Consider the following 19,594-nt stretch of genomic DNA (forward strand, 5'->3'; position numbering starts at 1 on the left):
ATTTGCCTATTGTACATTATGGTGAAGGATTTTGAAATATTAGATTGGGACTCTGAGTTTTTTGGATTTAAGGTTGCTAGAATAAGCTCAAATATTTCTCAAAAATATTATAAAGAATTAATATCAGAGCTTTACCATTTTAATGTGGAATTGATCTATTTTAATTCACCTTTTGATCCTTCCGAATCAGAATTTTATTCTATTCTTAAAATTGATGAGGTTGTAGAACTTTCAAAAGAATTGAAATTGAAAAAAAACTTTCATCCGAAGGTGAAATTTTTCAATCAGTCTAGGGCAACTATAGAGATGAGGAATTTAGTGAAGCGTATAGCACGACGAAGTAGGTTTTATTTTGATGATAATATCACAACGGCTAAAGTTTATGAGCTATATGATATTTGGTTAGATAAATCAGTCAATGGTATTGGCGCTGATACTGTGTTAGTTTACGAAGAGAATAATAAAATTAAAGGTTTCGCTACTGTGAAGATTAATGAAAATAATGGAACAGGTGTAATACCTCTTATGGGGGTGGAGTCTAAAAGTGAAGGTAAGGGGATATCTTTTATGTTAATGGAAGCTATTGAATCTTATTTGCTGGAAAAGAAGTGTTCAATTTTAAAGAGTAGTACCCAGGCTAAAAATTTAAAAGCTTTAAAAGTTTATGAGCGTTTTGGTATTAAATGTGAAAGAGGTTCCGTTATTAATCATTTATGGAGAAAACCTGCTAATCTAATATGATGATACCTTTTAATTTACCGTATATTACTGGAAATGAAATCTCCTATATATCTGATGCCATAGCTTCGGGTTCTCATGCCGGCAACTATCATTTCAATAATCGGGTAAAGGATCTTATTTTTCAAAAATATGGATTAAGAGGCGTTTTTCTAACACCTTCTTGTACAGCGGCTTTAGAAATGGGTGCTTTAATTGCAAATATCCAACCAGGTGACGAAGTGATAATGCCTTCGTTTACATTTAGTTCGACGGCTAATGCGATGGTTATTTTTGGAGCTAAACCGGTATTTTGTGAAGTTAGGGCTTCCGACATGAATATTGATGTTGCTCGAATTGAAAAGTTGATTACTCCCAGGACCAAAATGATAATCCCTATTGATTATGCTGGCGTTCCTTGTGATATTGATGAAATAATGATAATCGCAGAAAAATATAATTTAACAGTAATGCAGGATTGTGCCCAATCCTATGGTTCATTATATAAAGGACATATAAGCGGGAAGAGGGCTCATATAGCTTGTTACAGTTTTCATGATACAAAGAATTTCAGTTGTGGGGAAGGTGGTGCTATAGTGGTGAATAAGCCAGAATGGCGTGAACGCGCAGAATATATGGCCGAAAAAGGTACAGATCGTTCTAAGGTTGTTAATGGACTTCAAAGTAAATATTCGTGGATAGAAAAAGGATCAAGTTATCTTTTATCTGATATTTTAGCTGCAATGCTATTAGCTCAATTAGAACAGGAAGAAGAGATTAAACAGAAGCGAAAAAAAATATACGATATTTATCAGGAGAGATTAAAAAAGTATGAGGAAAAGGGTTTCTTTTTACTTCAACACCTTGAAGATTATAAAGAAACTAATTACCACTGTTTCTGGTTGATTTTTAATTCAAATCAAAAAAGGAAAGTATTTATAGATAGGATGGGAAAAGAGGGAATTGCTGCTTATACCAGTTATATTCCACTCCATTCATCTAAAATGGGTTTAAAGATGGGATATACAGAAAATGATTTGCCATTCACCGAAGATTTAGCTAGCCGTTTAGTTCGCTTGCCTCTTTACCCCAACTTAACTCAAGTAGAAGTTGATTTTATAGTCACAACCGCCGAGAAAATTTTAAAAGATTACATTAACAAAGAAGAACTGCATAAATAAAATAATTTAGTATTTATAACACTGAAGAATGGACAATAAAAAGATAGCTGTAATAGGTTTAGGATACGTAGGACTGCCATTGGCAAGATTATTTGCTACTAAATATCCGGTAGTTGGTTTTGATATCAATAAAGCCAGAGTTGAAGAGCTAATGACTGGTCATGATTCTACCCTTGAGGTGGAAGACGATGTGCTTCAGTCTGCATTGGTTAAAAAGGAAGATTTAGAAAAGGAAAATGGTTTGTATTGTTCGGCAGAACTTGAAGATATAGCAGATTGTAGTTACTATATAATTACCGTTCCTACTCCAGTAGATAAAAATAACAGACCAGATCTTACTCCGCTATATAAAAGTAGCGAAGCCGTCGCTAAGGTCCTTAAAAAGGGAGATGTTGTTATTTACGAATCTACAGTTTATCCTGGGGTTACTGAAGACGAATGCGTACCTGTGCTGGAAAAACATAGCGGACTTACCTTTAACGAAGATTTCTTTGTAGGGTATTCGCCGGAAAGAATCAATCCGGGTGATAAGGAGCATACTGTAGATAAGATTTTAAAAGTTACCGCTGGTTCAACTCCAGAGATTGGAAAAAAGGTTAATGAACTTTATGCTGATGTAATCACTGCTGGAACACATTTAGCACCTACTATCAAAGTTGCTGAAGCTGCTAAAGTAATTGAGAACTCACAAAGGGATATCAATATCGCTTTTGTTAACGAACTGGCGAAGATATTCAATATGATGGGGATAGATACCCAGGATGTTTTGGAAGCTGCAGGAACAAAATGGAATTTTCTTCCATTTAAACCCGGTCTTGTTGGTGGACATTGTATCGGGGTAGATCCTTACTATCTTGCTCAAAAAGCACAGGAAATTGGTTATCATCCTGAAATTATTCTTGCCGGTAGGAGGATGAACGATTCTATGGGACAATATGTCGCTTCAGAAGTAGTTAAATTGATGTTGCAAAATGATCAGAAGGTGAAGGGAGCAAATATCCTTGTCTTGGGAATCACCTTTAAAGAGAATTGCCCTGATGTAAGGAATACTAAGGTTGTAGATGTAATTAAAAATCTCAATGAGTATGGTACGAATGTTACTATTTACGATCCGCTTGCTAACCCGGAAGAAGTAAAACATGAGTACCGACTTAAAACTGTAAAAGAGCTTCCAAAAGAAAAATATGATGCCGTTGTTTTGGCGGTGGCTCATAAAGAATTTTTGGAAATGGACCTTGACCAATTAAAGAATGGAAATACTGTTGTTTATGATGTAAAGGGCGTACTTGGGGATAGGTGTGATAAGAAACTTTAAAAAACTATAGTTTAATCGAATTAGAGCCTGAGACAATGTTATGGCCACTAGTATAATGTATAGATAATCTTGTAAAGGAGGGTGTCAAAGTCAATTTAATATGAAGATAAAAAATATTTGCTGTATAGGTGCAGGTTATGTAGGAGGGCCAACAATGGCGGTGATCGCTCAGAAATGTCCTGAAATAAATGTAACTGTAGTCGATATTAACGAAGAAAGGATAAAAGCCTGGAATGATGAGAATGTAGAAAATATTCCAATTTATGAACCCGGATTATCGGCAGTGGTTGAAGAAGCTCGTGGTAGAAATTTATTTTTTTCTACCGATGTAGATGCAGCTATTGATAAAGCTGATATGATCTTTATTTCAGTAAATACTCCTACCAAAACCTACGGAATTGGAAAGGGAATGGCAGCTGATCTTAAATATATCGAACTTTGTGCCCGTAAAATCGCCAGGGTCTCTAAGACCGATAAAATTGTTGTTGAAAAATCTACCTTACCTGTTCGTACTGCAGAAGCTTTAAAGAATATTCTTGATAACACCGGAAATGGTGTTAATTATCAAATTCTCTCCAATCCTGAATTTTTAGCAGAAGGAACTGCGGTTGATGACCTTATGAATCCAGATAGGGTGCTTATAGGTGGAGATATCGATACGACTGAAGGAAAAGAAGCTGTGGAAGCTTTGGTTGATGTTTATGCACATTGGGTACCGCGGGAACGCTTGTTAACTACTAACGTATGGTCTTCAGAGTTATCAAAACTAACGGCCAATGCTTTTTTAGCACAAAGAGTTTCCAGTATAAACGCAATGAGTGAATTGTGTGAGAAAACCGGGGCAGATGTAAATGAAGTTTCTAAAGCCGTTGGAATGGATTCCAGAATAGGATCAAAATTTCTCAAATCTTCTGTAGGTTTTGGAGGCTCTTGTTTTCAAAAAGATATTTTAAACCTGGTTTATATTTCAAAATCTTTTGGATTAAATGAGGTAGCCGATTACTGGGAGCAGGTAATTATTATGAATGATCACCAAAAAAGGAGGTTTGCGGCTAAGATAGTGCAAACTTTGTTTAATACGGTTTCAGGTAAAAAGATAGCTATCCTGGGTTGGGCTTTTAAAAAAGACACAAATGATACCAGGGAATCTGCAGCCATTTACGTGTCAGACTATTTGTTGAATGAACAGGCAGAAATTGTGGTTTATGATCCTAAGGTGAGGACAGAGCAGATCTATGCCGACCTGAATTATTTAAACACCCGTTCATCTGAAGAGAATAGAGCAAGGGTGACAGTGGTAAATACGCCATACGAAGCTACGAAAGAATCACATGCGGTAGCAGTTTTAACCGAGTGGGATGAATTTAAGGAACTGGACTGGCAAAAAATATATGATGAGATGCTAAAACCAGCTTTTCTTTTTGATGGTAGAAGATTGCTGGAGAGAAAGACCAAGGAAGTGATAGGATTTGAATTTTATGCAATAGGGAGTTAAAAGATAACTATGAGAGTTTTAGTAACCGGAGCGGCGGGATTTATTGGTTTTCATCTTACAAAGATGTTGGCAGAGGCTGGCCATATGGTGGTTGGGTTGGATAATATTAATGATTATTATGATCCTCAATTAAAGTATGACCGGTTAAATGAGTTAGGGGTATCAAAAAAGGATGTAATAAAATTCAATAAAACCTGTAAGAGCAGCAAATTTGAAAATTTAGAATTCATAAGATTAAACCTGGAAGATCGGGATAATCTACCGAAACTATTCTCCTACTATCAGTTTGAAAAGGTAGTAAACCTTGCGGCACAAGCAGGTGTTCGATATAGTATAGAGAACCCGGAGGCGTATATCGATAGTAATTTGGTAGGCTTTGCAAATTTACTGGAATGTTGCAGGCAACATGATGTAAAGCATTTGATCTATGCCAGTAGTTCCAGTGTGTATGGACAGAATAAAAAGGTGCCATTTTCTACAGACGATAATGTAGATCATCCTATTAGCTTATATGCTGCCACAAAAAAAAGCAATGAGTTAATGGCTCATACCTACAGTCACCTGTACGGATTTTCAACTACAGGATTAAGGTTTTTCACAGTCTATGGTCCCTGGGGTAGACCAGATATGGCGATGTTTCTATTTACAGATGCCATAATAAATGATAAACCAATAAAGGTGTTTAACAATGGTAACCAGGAAAGGGATTTTACCTATATAGATGATATTGTTGCTGGAGTAGCGAAGATTGTAGACGCGAAGAATAGTAAAGGATATTCCCTATATAATATTGGGAATAGTAAACCGGTAAACCTGTTAGCGTTTATTGAAGAGATAGAACGGCAACTGGGGAAATCTGCACAGAAGGAAATGTTGCCTATGCAACCCGGAGATGTGGAAAGAACCTGGGCAGATGTGGAATCTCTAAAAAGCAGTTTTGAATATAAACCAAATACCAATATATCCCAAGGCATAGAACAGTTTGTAAACTGGTATAAGAAATACTATAAATAAAATTGGTAATATGAAAATTTTAATTACTGGAGGTGCTGGTTTTATAGGATCCCACGTGGTTCGTTTATTTTTAAACAAATATCCAGATTATGAGATATTTAATTTGGATGCCTTAACCTATGCCGGGAATCTGGAAAATTTAAAGGATATTGAATCCAAAGAAAATTATACTTTCCTTAAGGCAGATATCAATAATATAGAAGAAGTTGAAGATTTATTTGAAAAATATAATTTTAGCAAAGTAATACACCTTGCTGCTGAATCTCATGTAGATCGTTCTATTTCTGATCCTTTGGTTTTTGTGAAAACCAATGTGATTGGCACTATGAACCTGATGAATGCTGCCTTAAAAAATTGGAAAGGTAATTTTCAGGATAAGCTATTTTATCATATTAGTACAGATGAAGTTTACGGTACGCTGGGAGAAACTGGTTTGTTTACCGAAACAACTGCCTACGATCCCAACTCACCTTATTCTGCTTCAAAAGCAAGCAGTGATCACTTTGTGAGAGCGTATGGAGAAACTTATGGCTTGCCTTATGTTATTTCCAATTGTTCAAATAATTACGGACCCAATCAATTCCCAGAGAAGCTAATCCCATTATTTATCAATAATATTGTAAATAATAAATCCCTTCCTGTTTATGGAGATGGTAAATATACAAGGGACTGGCTTTTTGTTAAAGATCATGCCGAGGCTATAGATCTTGCTTTTCACTGTGGAGAAAATAATGAAACCTACAATATTGGAGGGTTTAACGAATGGCAAAATATTGATCTTATTCATTTGCTTTGCAAAATAATGGATAAGAAGTTGGATAGAAATAATGGAGATTCAGCCAAATTGATCACTTATGTAAAAGATAGGCCAGGTCATGATAAGCGCTATGCTATAGATGCTGGTAAGATTAATAAAGAACTTGGATGGAAGCCTTCGGTAACTTTCGAGGAGGGTCTTGAAAAAACTATCGACTGGTATTTAAATAATAAAGGCTGGCTTAAGAATGTTACCAATGGTGCGTATAAAGACTATTATCAAAAACAATATAAGCGTTAATTCGTTTGAATCAGTAAAATTCGAGAAGAAATGAAGGGAATCATATTAGCAGGAGGAAGTGGAACACGTTTATATCCAATTACCATAGCCGTTAGTAAACAATTATTACCGGTTTATGATAAGCCAATGGTCTATTATCCATTATCTGTCTTAATGTTGGCAGGAATAAAAGATATTCTTTTTATTACTACGCCAAATGATCAGGAGTCTTTTAAAAGATTATTGGGGGATGGTTCTCAGGTAGGCTGTAATTTTGAGTATGCCGTTCAGAAAGAACCTAACGGATTGGCTGAAGCCTTTATTATTGGAAAGGATTTTATAGGAGATGATAAGGTTGCTTTGGCGCTGGGAGATAATATTTTTCATGGTAATGGGCTTGGAAGTCTATTAAGGAGTAAGGTGAATATTAACGGCGCTTCAATTTTTGCCTACCCTGTTAAGGATCCTCATCGCTATGGCGTAGTGGAATTTGATAAGAATAATAAAGCTATAAGTATTGAAGAAAAACCTGAAACTCCAAAATCTAAATATGCTGTTCCTGGTCTTTATTTCTATGACAATAAAGTGGTGGAATACGCAAAAAAAGTAAAGCCATCGGGGAGGGGCGAAAAAGAAATTTCCAGCATCAATCAAATGTACCTGGAAGCAGGCGAGCTCGAAGTTGGAGTAATGACCCGTGGAATGAGCTGGTTTGATACCGGTACTGTAGAATCTTTAGATGATGCCACGGAGTTTATAAGGGTGCTGCAAAATAGGCAAAGTACAATGATTGGTTGTATTGAGGAGGTAGCATTTGAAAGAAAATTTGTTGGTAAGAATGAATTGATTAGTATGTTGGATAAATACGGAAAATCATCTTACGGAATATATTTGAAAGACTTAATTGAGAACTTATAATCCAAATTTGATGATTCCAGTAACTAAAACTTTCTTTCCTCCTTTGGAGGAGTACCAAAATCAACTTAAAAGAATCTGGGATAATGAATGGCTTACCAATCGTGGAGAATTGGTAAAGGAGTTGGAGGGTAGCTTGAAAAACAAATTAGAAGTGCCAAATATAACTTTAACTGCCAACGGAACCTTGCCCATTCAAATTGCTCTAAAAATTTTGGCTAAGGGAGGAGAGGTGATAACAACTCCATTTAGTTATGTAGCTACAACGTCGGCCATTATTTGGGAAAATTGCACTCCTGTTTTCGTGGATATTCATCCTGAATATTTAACTATTGATGAAAGAAAAATCGAGTCTGCCATTACATCAAAAACTAAAGCTATTCTTGCTACTCATGTTTTTGGAAACCCATGTAATGTAGATGAAATAGAAAAAATAGCCCAGAAATATAAATTGAAAGTTATTTATGATGCTGCACACTCCTATGGAGTTAAGTATAGAGAGAAAAGTATATTTAATTATGGAGATATTAGTACATGTAGTTTTCACGCCACAAAATTGTTTCATACCGGAGAAGGTGGCGCTATGTTCTGCAATGATGAGAAATTAAATCATGAATTATTTTATAGCCATAATTTCGGTCATAATGGGCCAGAAGATTTTCATGGAGTAGGAATAAATGCTAAAATGAGTGAATTACAGGCTGCTATGGGTATCAGTGTACTACCATATTTAACAAAAATAATTGAAGAAAGGAAGCGTATTATTACATTCTATAATTACAATCTAAATTTTTCTCAGATTAGAAGGTTACTAATTAGGAAAAATACCCTATGGAATTATAGCTATTATCCAATAATTTTTCCAAGCGAAAAAAAACTTTTAAAAGTTAAAGAAATATTAAATAAAGAAAATATCTTCCCTAGAAGATATTTTTACCCATCTTTAAATACATTGAATTATGTCAAAAATGAACCTATGCCGATTTCGGAGAATATAGCTAACACAGTTCTTTGCTTGCCAGTATACTACAGTTTGGGCGATGATAAATTAACCAAAATAATATCAATAATAAATAAAAATGTTTAAAGAAATTTTAATCATTTCGGATAACTTCTATTTATCCCAGAAATTTGAAGAAATTCTTAATTCGATAGATTATGAAGGTAACTATTTTTTTGGAATAAGCCCTTTTTCTAATTTAGACGATTTTAATGAATTGAAAACATCAAATTTGAGAACTTTAAATTTAAAAAGTTCTCAAGATATTGATTATATTAAATCAAAATTTGATCTTATATTTTCTTTGCATTGTAAGCAATTTTTTCCACCAACTATTGTGGATTACATAAAATGCATAAATATTCATCCTGGATATAACCCTATTAATAGAGGTTGGTATCCACAGGTTTTTGCTATCATTCATGATTTACAGATAGGTGCCACTATACATGAAATTGACAATCAATTGGATCATGGTAAAATAATTGATCGAGTTTTAATTTCCAAAGATAAATGGGATACTTCCTTGGATATTTATAATAAAGTTTTAGAAGGGGAATTAAATATTATCAAAAAGAATTTATCTAGTATAATTAATAATTCATATCAATCAAAAAGACCTGAAAAAAATGGTCGTTTGTACCTGAAATCTGACTTCGAAAAACTTTTGGAGTTAGATTTAAGTAAAAAAACTACGTATGGAGATGTAATCGATCATCTTCGAGCATTAACTCACGGGGATTATAAGAATGCTTATTTCTTTGATAAAGAAACGGGTAAGAAAGTATATGTGAGTCTAAACCTAGAAATAGATGACAAAAACTAACATTATACAAATAACTGTTTGTATAATTACTTACAACCACGAAAATTATATAGCAGAATGCATAGAATCAATTATTAATCAAAAGGGGATTGATTACGAAATTCTTATCAGCGATGATAATTCAACTGATTATACCCCAGAGATATGTCGATCATATCAATTAAAATATCCAAATTTAATTAAATTTATTGATCGACCTGTTAACCTTGGTGTCGCCAAAAACTGGTTTGACTCAATTAGGCTTTGCCAAGGAAATTATATAGCAATTTGTGAAGGAGATGATTTTTGGATAGACCCTTTGAAATTAAAAAAGCAGGTTGATTTTTTGAATGCTAATTCTCAATTTTCAGCTTGTTTTACGAATGCTATTATAATTAAAGGACAAGTTAAGACTTCAGATTTATATATAAAATCTATTATACCAGAAACCTATAATTTTAAAAATGTACTTAAACGGGGTGGTGGTTTCTATCCAACTCCAACTTTAGTATTCAAAAATAACCTTATTAGTTTTCCAAACTTTATATTTAAAGTACGATCGGCTGATAGGGCTTTAGCTCTGCTATTAGCAGAGAAGGGCAAATTCTATTTTTTAAACCAAACTACAGCTGCTTATAGGATACACGATGGTGGGGTTTTTACCAGTATTTCAATTAATAAGGAAAAGCGAATAGAGGTTGACTTTAATAATATAGATTTACTTAAAGACTTTGCAAGCTATACATCCCAAAAACGTAATAAGGAAATAGAGACTGTCATCTCGAATTATAGTCAGCGTATTTTAACTAGATACAGTAAAGAATTAATTGGAAAACGCAGAGGGCAACTCTTTAAGGATATGAATTTTAAAGATTATTTGAGATTTTTTAAAAATACATTAAATAAAAATTTTAAATGAGTACCGGGAAAAAGATTTTTTCTGGAATTTTTTGGACGTCTCTGCAGGCTATTGTTCAAAGATCATTTAGTTTTATAATCAAACTTTTTCTTGCTCGATTACTTTTTCCTGAGGATTTTGGTATTATTGGTATGGCCGTTGTGTTTACTAGCTTTATAAAAATTTTTAATGATTTAGGTTTTGGTGTAGCACTTATTCAAAGAAAAAAGGAAGATTTATCTGAGGATTATTTTCAAACAGCATTCTGGACTGGTACTATTTGGTCAGTTATAATCTACCTTATCATTGCCTTTGTCGTAGCGCCTTTTGCAGGCTGGTTTTACGAAGAAGAAATTTTAAAAAGTATTATTCCTGTATTGAGTATTGGTGTTCTTGCGAGTCCTATAAACTTAGTTCATCGGGCTCAACTTACAAGGGCTTTAGATTTTAAGAGATTAGCGATCATCAACAATTCAAGTAGTATTTTTTCTGGATTATTAGCGCTACTGCTCGCATATCTGGGATTTGGAGTTTGGTCCTTGGTTTTTAATTCTGTAGCGCATTTTATAATTGCAATGCCACAGTATTTTATAGCTACTGGGTGGAAGCCAAGATTAATTTGGAAAAAGCAACATTTTAAAGATCTATTCGGGTTTGGAGTTTTTACAACGTTTTCCGGTTTAGTATCTCAGTTTGCTTCTCAGGGAGATTATTTATTAATAGGGAAATTTATTGGAAAAGTAGAATTAGGACTTTATTCTTTTGCTTTTATACTAACGGATGCTATAAGAGCACAAATAAATTCGGTTATTAATTCAGTACTATTCCCAATCTATTCTCAATATCAAGATGATAAGATCAAACAGTTTAGTATTTATACAAAAAGTGTATTTTTTAATTCCTTGGTTATAGTGCCAATAATGAGTATTCTATTTTATGACCCTAATTTTTTATTGTTTCTATTTGGTGAAAAGTGGGCTGAAAGTTTAATTATAATCCGAATAATTTCATTATCAGTTATTGTTCAAATAATAACAGCATCTTTTCCTAGTTTATTAAGAGCAAATAACCTTCCTGGTCTTGAATTTAAAGTACAATTAATAAAGGTATTGGTATTTTATTTACCTCTGATTTTCATCGGTGTTAAATACTATGGGATTATAGGAGCGGCCATAGCTGTTTTGGTTTCGAGAATTATTGGGGCAATTATGAATTTGATCGTTTTGGAAAAGTGGCTAGATCTATCCTCTGTTAAAGTCCTGAAAGAGTTTTTTAAAGGTTTATTGCCATCTTTAATAGCTATATTAATTTGTTACTTTTTATTTGATCTTTTAAGCTTAAACCTGATTTATGAGAGCTTTTTAAAATTAATTTGCTTAGCTACTTTAATATTCATATTTACATTTTTAATTAACAAACAGGAATTAATATCACTTCATAAACTTTATAAAAAAAGAAATGATAAATAGAATTATAACTCAAATAAAGATGCTTTCCAGTAATGAGAAGTGTTTGGTCAAATGGTCGGAAAATAATGTTACTTCAAAAAATATTGGAGATGCCCTTAATCCTTTTTTATTTGAAAAGATTTTTAATAAAAAAACAACTAATATAAAAGAATCATTGAATACCGGAATTATTCCAGTTTATTCTTTTATTGGTAGTGTATTAGATAATTCAGGCGTAAAAAACTTACACGTTCTTGGGTCTGGTTTTAGGAATGAAAAATCTTCCATGCCGGTTAAGCCAGAAAAAGTTTATGCTTGTAGGGGACCTTTGACTCGGAAAAAACTAAATGAATTGGGTGTCGAAGTTCCGGAGGTTTATGGAGATCCGGCAATTCTTTTACCCAATTATTTTGATTTGGAAGTACAGCAAGAAAAAAAAATGGGGTTAATACCTCATTATGTAGATAAAGATCTGAATGTAGTAGAAAAGTATAAAGCTGAAAAAAATGTTCAATTTATTGATGTATTTTCAGATATGGAGGAGTTTGTTAGGAATATAAAATCCTGTGAATTCACAATTTCTAGTTCACTTCATGGTGTAATTATTTCCCAAGCATATGGCATTCCTTCAGTATGGGTAAAATTTAGCGATGAAATCGGTGGAGGTAATTTCAAATTCAATGATTATTTTAATAGCCTTGGAATGCAAGTGTCTCCTGTAATATTAACCTCAAAACCCCTTTCTATAGATGTTCTTGAAAAAGAGGCTATTCTGCCAGATCTTTCAAAGCTAAAAGCTGGATTAAATGAAGCTTTTAAAAAAATAAAACTATGATTTCAATTGTTATAGCTGCATATAATTCTGGGAAATCTATTGAGAAAACAATAGACTCGGTTTTAAACCAGGCCTCTGTCGACTGGGAATTAGTTATAATCGATGATGGAAGTACCGATAATACCAGGGATGTTATACGTCGTTATAACGATCAAAGGTTAAAATATTATTATCAAGCTAACCAGGGCGTAACTGCTGCTAGAAATTTTGGTGTAACTAAAACTAAAGGAGACTATTTAATATTTTTAGATGCTGACGATGAATTTTTTGAAAATACCATTGCTGATTTTATTCAAATTTTAAAGGATAATAAAAATGTAGGGATTGCAAGCGGTAGTTATATTCATTCACCAAATATTGTGATTAAACCTAGAAATAAAGGAGTGTTATTTCAAAATTTTAAATTAAATAATTTAGTTGGTTCTTATATTGTTTCCAAAGATCTTTTTAATACTGTTGGAGGATATGACAAAAATCTTTCATATTCTGAAAACTGGGAATTATTTATTAGGTTGACCAATTTTTGCAAAAAAAAAGAGCTACAGGTTGTTCGGGGTGATTTTTTGACATTTAAATATAATTATAATGACAGTGAGGTGAAAAATACACTCAGAAAAAATAAAATTATACAAACCTATATTTATTTATATAAAAAATATAAACAATTGCAAGAAACAAATTACAATTATCCTTTTTCATTTGCTGAGACTATTGCATTTAATGCATTTCAATTGGATAAAAAAAAAGAGTCTCTCTACTGGCAGGCTAAGGCGATTAATAATAATTTTACAAATCTTAAAGCATATTTAAAGTTTTTTCGCTATTTAATATTTTGATCCAAATTTAATGTATATGACTCCTACAATTAGTATAATCACACCTACTTATAACAGAGGGCACTTAATTTCCAAGGCTATAGAAAGTGTACTTAATCAAACTTTTGAAAACTGGGAATATATAGTAGTTGATGACGCATCAAATGATAATACTAAAGAAATAGTAGAATCGTTTAAGGATGATAGAATAAAGTTTATTGCATGCAAAGAAAATGGAGGAAACGCTGTTGCAAGAAATGTTGGTGTGAATGCATCTCAAGGTGATTATATTGCATTTTTAGATAGTGATGATGAATATTTACCGGTTTATTTAGAAAAAGCTTTGGATAAATTAGCTGAAAATGATGAGGCTGATTTTCTTTGGTCCGGTACAAGAACCGTTGCCATAGATGGTAGCTATTCTGATTCTATATGGATACCTAAGACCAAAACCCTGCCAGATCAATTCCTTTATGAATTACATGTGGGAATTGGGAGAGGTTTCCTTATTAAGAGAAAATGTTTTTCCGATTTAAGATTTGATGAAAGATTAAGGACTGCGGTAGATACAGATTTTTTAATTAGGCTCCGGAAAAAATTCGAATATACTGTATTAGAAGAAATTTTACTTTATATAAATACCCAACCTGGAAGTGTTAGATCGGACTTTTCAGAAAAGAAAAAATCATATGATATAATTATTAAAAAAAATAAAGAGACAATACTTAAAAATGAGCTATTAAGGTACAAATGGTATTATAAATTGCTTTGGCTTTCATTATATGACAAAGACTTTGACTTGGCCAAAACGGCATATACTAAAATTAGATTTGATGGAATTAAACCGACTATTCTCTATATATTGTTTAAAATATTCCCAAACAAAGTGGCCAGAAAGTTCCATAAAAAATTATCGAGCTAAAATGAAAGATGTAGAAAAAAAACCTATTGTTTTATTTATTATTGATTCATTAGAAATAGGGGGTGCCGAAAAAAGTCTTCTTGAGATTACGCAGAGGTTCAAAAAATACAAACCAGTATTTTTAACCTTGTATAAAGGGAATTCTTTATTAAAGGAATTTGAAAAAAAGAATATTGAAGTAATTACTTTAAATCAAAAAAAAAGTATTAAAAAGAGTGATTTATTAAATCAAATTCAGGTTCATATTAATAGAATAGAGCCCTGTATTGTGCATGCAACATTATTGACATCTTGTTTGATCTCTAGAAAACTTAAAAAAAGAGGAAATTCATTTAAACTTATTAATAGTCTAGTAAATAACACTTATAGCTTGCAGCGATATAAAACTTTAAGACCCTTAAGAGCCTTAAAGCTTTTTAAGACTCAAATTAAAGATTTTATAAGCGCACACCTTGTCGATAGTTTTTTTTCAAACTCCTTGACGATCAAAAACACCACCTCTAGAGCAATATTTTTAAAGAAAGATAGAATTAAGGTAATTTATCGTGGAAGAAACCCAAAATCTTTTTATTATAAAAAAAATGATAAATTAAAAAAGGAATTATTTCCAGATGCTGAAAGAATATTTTTAAATGTAGGCAGATTAATACCCCAAAAAGGTCAAAGTGATTTGATTAAAGCTTTCGCAATTTATATAAAAAGTACAAAAAATTTAGATTCCCTTGCGATAGCCGGTTCGGGACCAAATATGAAAAACTTAAAAGATTTGGCAAAACACCTAGGAATCTCTAATCATATTCAATTTCTGGGGCGAAGAGATGATATATCCGATCTGTTGAATATAGCAGATTATTTCGTTTTCCCATCGTATTACGAGGGTTTGCCAGGCTCTTTAATTGAGGCAATATTTTCTAAAACACCTATAATAGCGTCGAACATTCCAGAAAATTTAGAATGTGTAAATGAAGATACAGCTCTAATTTATAAAAAGGGGGACATAGATGATTTATGCCAAAAAATTAATTATGCGCGGGATAATAAATTTTTACTAACAGAAAAATTAGAGCACGGTTACAAATATGCTTTGGAGAACTTTCAAATTCAAGAAATTTGTAATATTTATGAAAGAGAATATGGAAACATTTTAGGTTATAGATGATGAAAATTCTCCAATTAGTAACTAAAAGGCAATACAGGGGAGCCGAAGTTTTTGCCGCCAATCTAAGTGCTGAATTAATTGGATTTGGTCACGAAATAATTTTTGCGGGTCTATATAAAAATGATTCTGATGTCCTTGAGGTAAAAGGAGCAACAAATATCGATTTAATAGAGAATAAATCAGGTATTCTTTCTACCAAGTTGGTAAGAGCTATCATAAAACTTATCAAAACTGAGCAGCCCGATGTAGTGCAATGTAATGGTTCTGATACCTTAAAATATATGGTAGCTGCTTCATATTTCACCAACAAGATCCCAATAACCTATCGAAATATCAGCACGATAAGCGAATGGATTGATAGTCCTTTTAAACTTTCTATCTATAAATTTTTATTTAAAAGAGTAGCGCATGTAACCTCTGTAGGTTCAGAATCTATTCACGATCTAATTAAAACCTTCAATTATCCTGCAGAAAAGACCTCTGTTATAAGGCGTGGAATTCCTATTAAGGAAGTTAAATCATCACAGATTTGGTTTAGACTTAGAAACGAATTAAAATTAAAGGATAGCGACAAAATTGTCATGCATATCGGGAATTTTAGTCCGGAAAAAAACCATATTTTTCTTTTAGATATATTTTCTGACCTTAAAAAGGAAAATCCAGAGATAAAATTAGTGTGCGTTGGGGCTGGTGTAACCTTTCATTCAATTAAAACCAAAATAACAGAACAGAACCTTGAAAAGACTGTATTTTTATTAGGTTTTCGGAAGGATATTCCCGAATTATTATCCCAGGCAGATTGTTTTACTTTAGTTAGTAAAATTGAAGGTGTTCCTGGTGTAATTCTTGAAGCTGCGAGTCAAAAAGTTCCTAGCGTTGCCACCAATGTAGGGGGCGTACCGGAAGTTTTAATTAATGGTAAAACTGGTTTTATAATTAATAATTTTGATAAGGATGTATTTAAAAAGCATCTCATCATTCTTGTAAATGACACTACGTTAAATACACGAATGGGAGAAAATGCTTTTAAGCTGATTGAAAATGAATTTAATCCGGTAAAAAATGCAAGGAAATTTGAAAATCTTTATTCGCGTTTATCAGGTAAGTCTGGTTATAAGCATAAAAAACTTAGAATACTTCAAATTATTCAAAAAAAACAGTTTCGGGGTGCAGAGGTTTTTGCCTCACAATTAAGTACTCACCTACAAAATTCCGGACATGTAGTAAAGTTAGTGAGTATTTATGAAGGAGAAGCCAGGCTTCCGTTTTCAGGAGAAATTGAATCGCTTAAACGGAATAAACTTAGAAGGACTTTTGATCCTTATGGATGGAGAAAACTTTCAGCTATCATCCAATCTTTCCAACCGGACATAATCCAGGCAAATGCTTCCTTAACAGACCTTAATTCCTTATTTTCTTTCACTAAAAATAAAAGTATAGTAATACCCGTAGGAATAGAAGAAAAACCTAAAATAGATCGTACGATTTCTAATTCCCCTTTCAAAAATAAAGAAATATTTAACCTAATTCATATTGGTTCATTTACTAAAGAGAAAAATCATATTGGCTTATTAAGAATATTTAAAAAAATTTTATGTCAAGACAGGAATGTTCACTTAAATTTAGTCGGTGGTGGCCCAATGCTGGCTAATATTAAAAATACCGTTGATAGAATGGGGATTAAAAACAATGTAGATTTTTGGGGAGATATTGAAGATCCTCAACGTTTTCTGAGCTATGCTGATGCATTATTATTACCCAGTTTGATTGAGGGATTACCCGGAGTTATTTTAGAGGCCATGTACAATTCAACTCCTGTAATTGCTTATGATGTGGGTGGGATTTCTGAGGTACTTGAGAATAATGTAACGGGAAAGCTCGTTAACTTTGGTGATGAAAACAGTTTTTATAATGCGGTAAGAGAGGTTAAAAATGACCCTGAACAGACAAGTTTAATGATTGAGAATGCCCGAATTAAAGTAAATGAAAATTATAAAAATACAGATATTAAGGAGTTGTTTTTAAAAGGATATAAGGAGTTAATTTAACTTATAAAGCTTTTCTTTTAAACATCTTGGGTTCTTTCTTAAAGGAGAATTTAAAATATTAAAAACTAATTTAATCTAACATTTTTGGGATTATATAGACTTATTCAATATTATTTTGGAAGCCGTAATTATAAAAAATTTATAATTATAGCCGCACCTAGAACCGGATCTAATTGGTTAGTTAGCCTTTTAAATTCCCATCCAGAGATTACCTGCGAAGGGGAGAAGTATAAAAATATACAAGGCCAGACTACCTTGAAGATTTGGAACCAAATCTTCTCCCGAAGAAGTAAAAAAAATAAATATATTGGTTTCAAATTATTATACAATCAACCCCCGGACCATCAGGATAAAAGTATTTGGGATAATATAAAAAATGATCAGGATATTTTAATTATTCATTTAAAACGAAATAATGTATTGGCATCATACCTCTCCTTACAAATAGGTTATAAAACCGGGATTTGGAAAGAGAATGAGGCTACGAAAAATTTGGAAGAGAAAAAGCATAATAAAGTGATTAATATAGATCCAGAAGATTGTGAATCATATTTTTCCTTAGTTACTGATTACTGGAAAGAGGTTTCCGAAAATTACGAAAACCATCCTTATATTGAAATTTTTTATGAAGATTTGGTTAAAGATAAACAGGGAACGATTAATGAAGTTTTTAATGTTATGCATTTAGAACCTCATGATGTCTCGTCTGATATGGAGAAGCAGAACAAAGAATCTCTGGAAGATTTGATAGAGAATTATGAAGAATTAAAAAGATATTTTAAGGAAACTAAATGGCATTATTTATTTGAAAATTCCCAACCCCAAAAAAGTAATAATTGAAAATGAAAAAAACTAAAATTCTTCATATTATAAAATCTCTGGGTAGGGGCGGTGCCGAAATGCTTTTACCAGAAACCCTTAAGATTCATGACAAAGAAAAGTTTGAATTCCATTATATTTATTTTCTACCCTGGAAGGATCAAATGGTAGAGACTTTACAATCTGCCGGAGGTAAGGTCACTTGTTTAGAAGCTAATGATAACATCCGTTTAATGCTTCAGTATAAAAAAATTATTTCATATTGTAAAAAACATGATATTAAGCTTATCCATTGCCATCTTCCCTGGGCTGGTTTTGTAGGAAGATTGGTTTTTAAAAAAACAGGTATCCCTGTATTATATACTGAACATAATATGCAGGAAAGATATCATATAGCTACAAAAACTATCAATAAATTCAGTTTTAATTCTCAGAGTATGGCATTCGGGGTCTCTAATGATGTGACTGCTTCTATCCAGAAAAATATTAATCCTACTATTCCTGTCCAAACGCTATTAAACGGCGTAAATACAGATTCATTTAAACCTGGACAAGAATCTTCAATAAGGAAAGATTTTGGTATTCCGGAAGATGCTGTGGTAATAGGAAATGTAGCGGTATTTCGTTTTCAAAAACGTCTTGTAGAGTGGTTAAAGGTAATTTATGAATTGAGACAGAAAAATGAAAATATCTATGGAATTATCGTTGGAGCGGGCCCATTAGCAGAAGAAATAAAAAAAGAGTGGAAAAGTTTAGGATTGGAAGGAGTGGTATTCTTCCCGGGTTTACAAACAAATGTAAAGCCTTACTTTGAAGCCTTCGATATTTTTATGATGTCTTCTTCCTTTGAGGGTTTACCTATAGCCCTGTTAGAAGCAATGAGTATGGAATGTGCGGTGGTTTCTACCGATGCCGGGGGAATTAAAGAAGTTATTAGAGATATTGAAGATGGATTGATTTGTCCGGTAGATAAATGGGAGGAGCTTTCTTATTTAAGTCAGCGTCTCATAGACCAACCAAAAGAGCTGACTAAATATAAACTTGCGGCCAGAAAAAGAGTGGTTGAAGCCTTTAGCTTAAAAAGAATGGTTGATGAATTGGAAGCTTATTATTCTGAAACAGTAAATGTTTAAGTGGTTTGATTTAGTAGAGTAATCTACCCTGAAAACTAA

The 19,594-nt window shown here is 32.7% G+C and carries 18 protein-coding genes; all 18 read left to right on the forward strand.

Annotated features, from left to right (window positions below; genetic code table 11):
• Positions 1–18: 18 nt before the first annotated feature.
• The 18 genes from AO058_RS10685 to AO058_RS10770 all read left to right on the forward strand — a co-directional run bounded on the left by AO058_RS10685 (position 19) and on the right by AO058_RS10770 (position 19,555).
• Positions 19–741 (forward strand): GNAT family N-acetyltransferase, encoded by a 723-nt coding sequence (locus AO058_RS10685; RefSeq protein ID WP_075326540.1) that lies wholly within the window; start codon positions 19–21, stop codon positions 739–741.
• Positions 738–1,898: a dTDP-4-amino-4,6-dideoxygalactose transaminase gene (gene rffA / locus AO058_RS10690; RefSeq protein WP_075326542.1), complete on the forward strand. Its 1,161-nt coding sequence runs from the start codon at positions 738–740 to the stop codon at positions 1,896–1,898. Before AO058_RS10685 ends, rffA begins: the two co-directional genes overlap by 4 nt.
• A gap of 28 nt (positions 1,899–1,926) precedes the next feature.
• Positions 1,927–3,213 (forward strand): nucleotide sugar dehydrogenase, encoded by a 1,287-nt coding sequence (locus AO058_RS10695; RefSeq protein ID WP_075326544.1) that lies wholly within the window; start codon positions 1,927–1,929, stop codon positions 3,211–3,213.
• Positions 3,214–3,313: 100 nt separating this feature from the next.
• Complete coding sequence (locus tag AO058_RS10700; RefSeq protein WP_075326546.1) at positions 3,314–4,708, forward strand: UDP-glucose 6-dehydrogenase; 1,395 nt, start codon at positions 3,314–3,316, stop codon at positions 4,706–4,708.
• A 9-nt stretch (positions 4,709–4,717) separates the two neighbouring features.
• Positions 4,718–5,722, forward strand: a complete 1,005-nt coding sequence (locus AO058_RS10705) for an NAD-dependent epimerase (protein WP_075326548.1) — start codon at positions 4,718–4,720, stop codon at positions 5,720–5,722.
• Positions 5,723–5,732: 10 nt separating this feature from the next.
• A complete protein-coding gene (gene rfbB, locus AO058_RS10710) occupies positions 5,733–6,779 on the forward strand; it encodes a dTDP-glucose 4,6-dehydratase (protein WP_075326549.1) in 1,047 nt (348 codons plus the stop codon).
• A 30-nt stretch (positions 6,780–6,809) separates the two neighbouring features.
• A complete protein-coding gene (rfbA, locus tag AO058_RS10715) occupies positions 6,810–7,676 on the forward strand; it encodes a glucose-1-phosphate thymidylyltransferase RfbA (RefSeq protein WP_075326550.1) in 867 nt (288 codons plus the stop codon).
• Between the two features lie 10 nt (positions 7,677–7,686).
• Complete coding sequence (locus AO058_RS10720; RefSeq protein WP_075326551.1) at positions 7,687–8,760, forward strand: DegT/DnrJ/EryC1/StrS family aminotransferase; 1,074 nt, start codon at positions 7,687–7,689, stop codon at positions 8,758–8,760.
• Positions 8,753–9,499 (forward strand): dTDP-4-amino-4,6-dideoxyglucose formyltransferase, encoded by a 747-nt coding sequence (locus AO058_RS10725; protein WP_075326552.1) that lies wholly within the window; start codon positions 8,753–8,755, stop codon positions 9,497–9,499. Before AO058_RS10720 ends, AO058_RS10725 begins: the two co-directional genes overlap by 8 nt.
• The gene (locus tag AO058_RS10730; RefSeq protein WP_075326553.1) at positions 9,486–10,397 is read left to right on the forward strand and encodes a glycosyltransferase; all 912 of its coding nucleotides are present in this window, start codon (positions 9,486–9,488) and stop codon (positions 10,395–10,397) included. The genes AO058_RS10725 and AO058_RS10730 overlap by 14 nt, the downstream gene beginning before the upstream one ends.
• Positions 10,394–11,845, forward strand: a complete 1,452-nt coding sequence (locus tag AO058_RS10735) for a lipopolysaccharide biosynthesis protein (protein WP_075326554.1) — start codon at positions 10,394–10,396, stop codon at positions 11,843–11,845. The genes AO058_RS10730 and AO058_RS10735 overlap by 4 nt, the downstream gene beginning before the upstream one ends.
• A complete protein-coding gene (locus tag AO058_RS10740; protein WP_075326555.1) occupies positions 11,835–12,659 on the forward strand; it encodes a polysaccharide pyruvyl transferase family protein in 825 nt (274 codons plus the stop codon). The genes AO058_RS10735 and AO058_RS10740 overlap by 11 nt, the downstream gene beginning before the upstream one ends.
• Positions 12,656–13,495 carry a glycosyltransferase family 2 protein gene (locus AO058_RS10745; RefSeq protein WP_075326556.1) on the forward strand — a complete coding sequence of 280 codons (840 nt, stop codon included), beginning with the start codon at positions 12,656–12,658 and terminating at the stop codon, positions 13,493–13,495. The genes AO058_RS10740 and AO058_RS10745 overlap by 4 nt, the downstream gene beginning before the upstream one ends.
• Positions 13,496–13,511: 16 nt before the next feature.
• The gene (locus AO058_RS10750; protein WP_075326557.1) at positions 13,512–14,396 is read left to right on the forward strand and encodes a glycosyltransferase family 2 protein; all 885 of its coding nucleotides are present in this window, start codon (positions 13,512–13,514) and stop codon (positions 14,394–14,396) included.
• A 1-nt stretch (position 14,397) separates the two neighbouring features.
• On the forward strand, positions 14,398–15,555 hold the full coding sequence (locus AO058_RS10755; protein WP_075326558.1) for a glycosyltransferase family 4 protein: 1,158 nt from the start codon (positions 14,398–14,400) through the stop codon (positions 15,553–15,555).
• Positions 15,552–17,603, forward strand: coding sequence for a glycosyltransferase family 4 protein (locus AO058_RS18545; RefSeq protein WP_198036107.1), 2,052 nt, complete (start codon positions 15,552–15,554; stop codon positions 17,601–17,603). Before AO058_RS10755 ends, AO058_RS18545 begins: the two co-directional genes overlap by 4 nt.
• A gap of 84 nt (positions 17,604–17,687) precedes the next feature.
• A complete protein-coding gene (locus AO058_RS10765; protein ID WP_075326560.1) occupies positions 17,688–18,443 on the forward strand; it encodes a Stf0 family sulfotransferase in 756 nt (251 codons plus the stop codon).
• A 2-nt stretch (positions 18,444–18,445) separates the two neighbouring features.
• Positions 18,446–19,555 (forward strand): glycosyltransferase, encoded by a 1,110-nt coding sequence (locus tag AO058_RS10770; protein ID WP_075326561.1) that lies wholly within the window; start codon positions 18,446–18,448, stop codon positions 19,553–19,555.
• Positions 19,556–19,594 lie beyond the last annotated feature (39 nt).

The organism is Salegentibacter sp. T436, from assembly GCF_001932675.1.
GTDB classification, from domain to species: domain Bacteria; phylum Bacteroidota; class Bacteroidia; order Flavobacteriales; family Flavobacteriaceae; genus Salegentibacter; species Salegentibacter agarivorans.

Coding starts and splice junctions, on each gene's coding strand:
- AO058_RS10755 (WP_075326558.1), top strand. CDS start 14,398: ATGAAAGATGTAGAAAAAAAACCTATTGTTTTATTTATTATTGATTCA.
- AO058_RS10695 (WP_075326544.1), top strand. CDS start 1,927: ATGGACAATAAAAAGATAGCTGTAATAGGTTTAGGATACGTAGGACTG.
- AO058_RS10730 (WP_075326553.1), top strand. CDS start 9,486: ATGACAAAAACTAACATTATACAAATAACTGTTTGTATAATTACTTAC.
- AO058_RS10770 (WP_075326561.1), top strand. CDS start 18,446: ATGAAAAAAACTAAAATTCTTCATATTATAAAATCTCTGGGTAGGGGC.
- AO058_RS10745 (WP_075326556.1), top strand. CDS start 12,656: ATGATTTCAATTGTTATAGCTGCATATAATTCTGGGAAATCTATTGAG.
- AO058_RS10750 (WP_075326557.1), top strand. CDS start 13,512: ATGACTCCTACAATTAGTATAATCACACCTACTTATAACAGAGGGCAC.
- AO058_RS10685 (WP_075326540.1), top strand. CDS start 19: ATGGTGAAGGATTTTGAAATATTAGATTGGGACTCTGAGTTTTTTGGA.
- rfbA (WP_075326550.1), top strand. CDS start 6,810: ATGAAGGGAATCATATTAGCAGGAGGAAGTGGAACACGTTTATATCCA.
- AO058_RS10700 (WP_075326546.1), top strand. CDS start 3,314: ATGAAGATAAAAAATATTTGCTGTATAGGTGCAGGTTATGTAGGAGGG.
- rffA (WP_075326542.1), top strand. CDS start 738: ATGATGATACCTTTTAATTTACCGTATATTACTGGAAATGAAATCTCC.
- AO058_RS10725 (WP_075326552.1), top strand. CDS start 8,753: ATGTTTAAAGAAATTTTAATCATTTCGGATAACTTCTATTTATCCCAG.
- AO058_RS10740 (WP_075326555.1), top strand. CDS start 11,835: ATGATAAATAGAATTATAACTCAAATAAAGATGCTTTCCAGTAATGAG.
- AO058_RS18545 (WP_198036107.1), top strand. CDS start 15,552: ATGATGAAAATTCTCCAATTAGTAACTAAAAGGCAATACAGGGGAGCC.
- rfbB (WP_075326549.1), top strand. CDS start 5,733: ATGAAAATTTTAATTACTGGAGGTGCTGGTTTTATAGGATCCCACGTG.
- AO058_RS10705 (WP_075326548.1), top strand. CDS start 4,718: ATGAGAGTTTTAGTAACCGGAGCGGCGGGATTTATTGGTTTTCATCTT.
- AO058_RS10735 (WP_075326554.1), top strand. CDS start 10,394: ATGAGTACCGGGAAAAAGATTTTTTCTGGAATTTTTTGGACGTCTCTG.
- AO058_RS10720 (WP_075326551.1), top strand. CDS start 7,687: ATGATTCCAGTAACTAAAACTTTCTTTCCTCCTTTGGAGGAGTACCAA.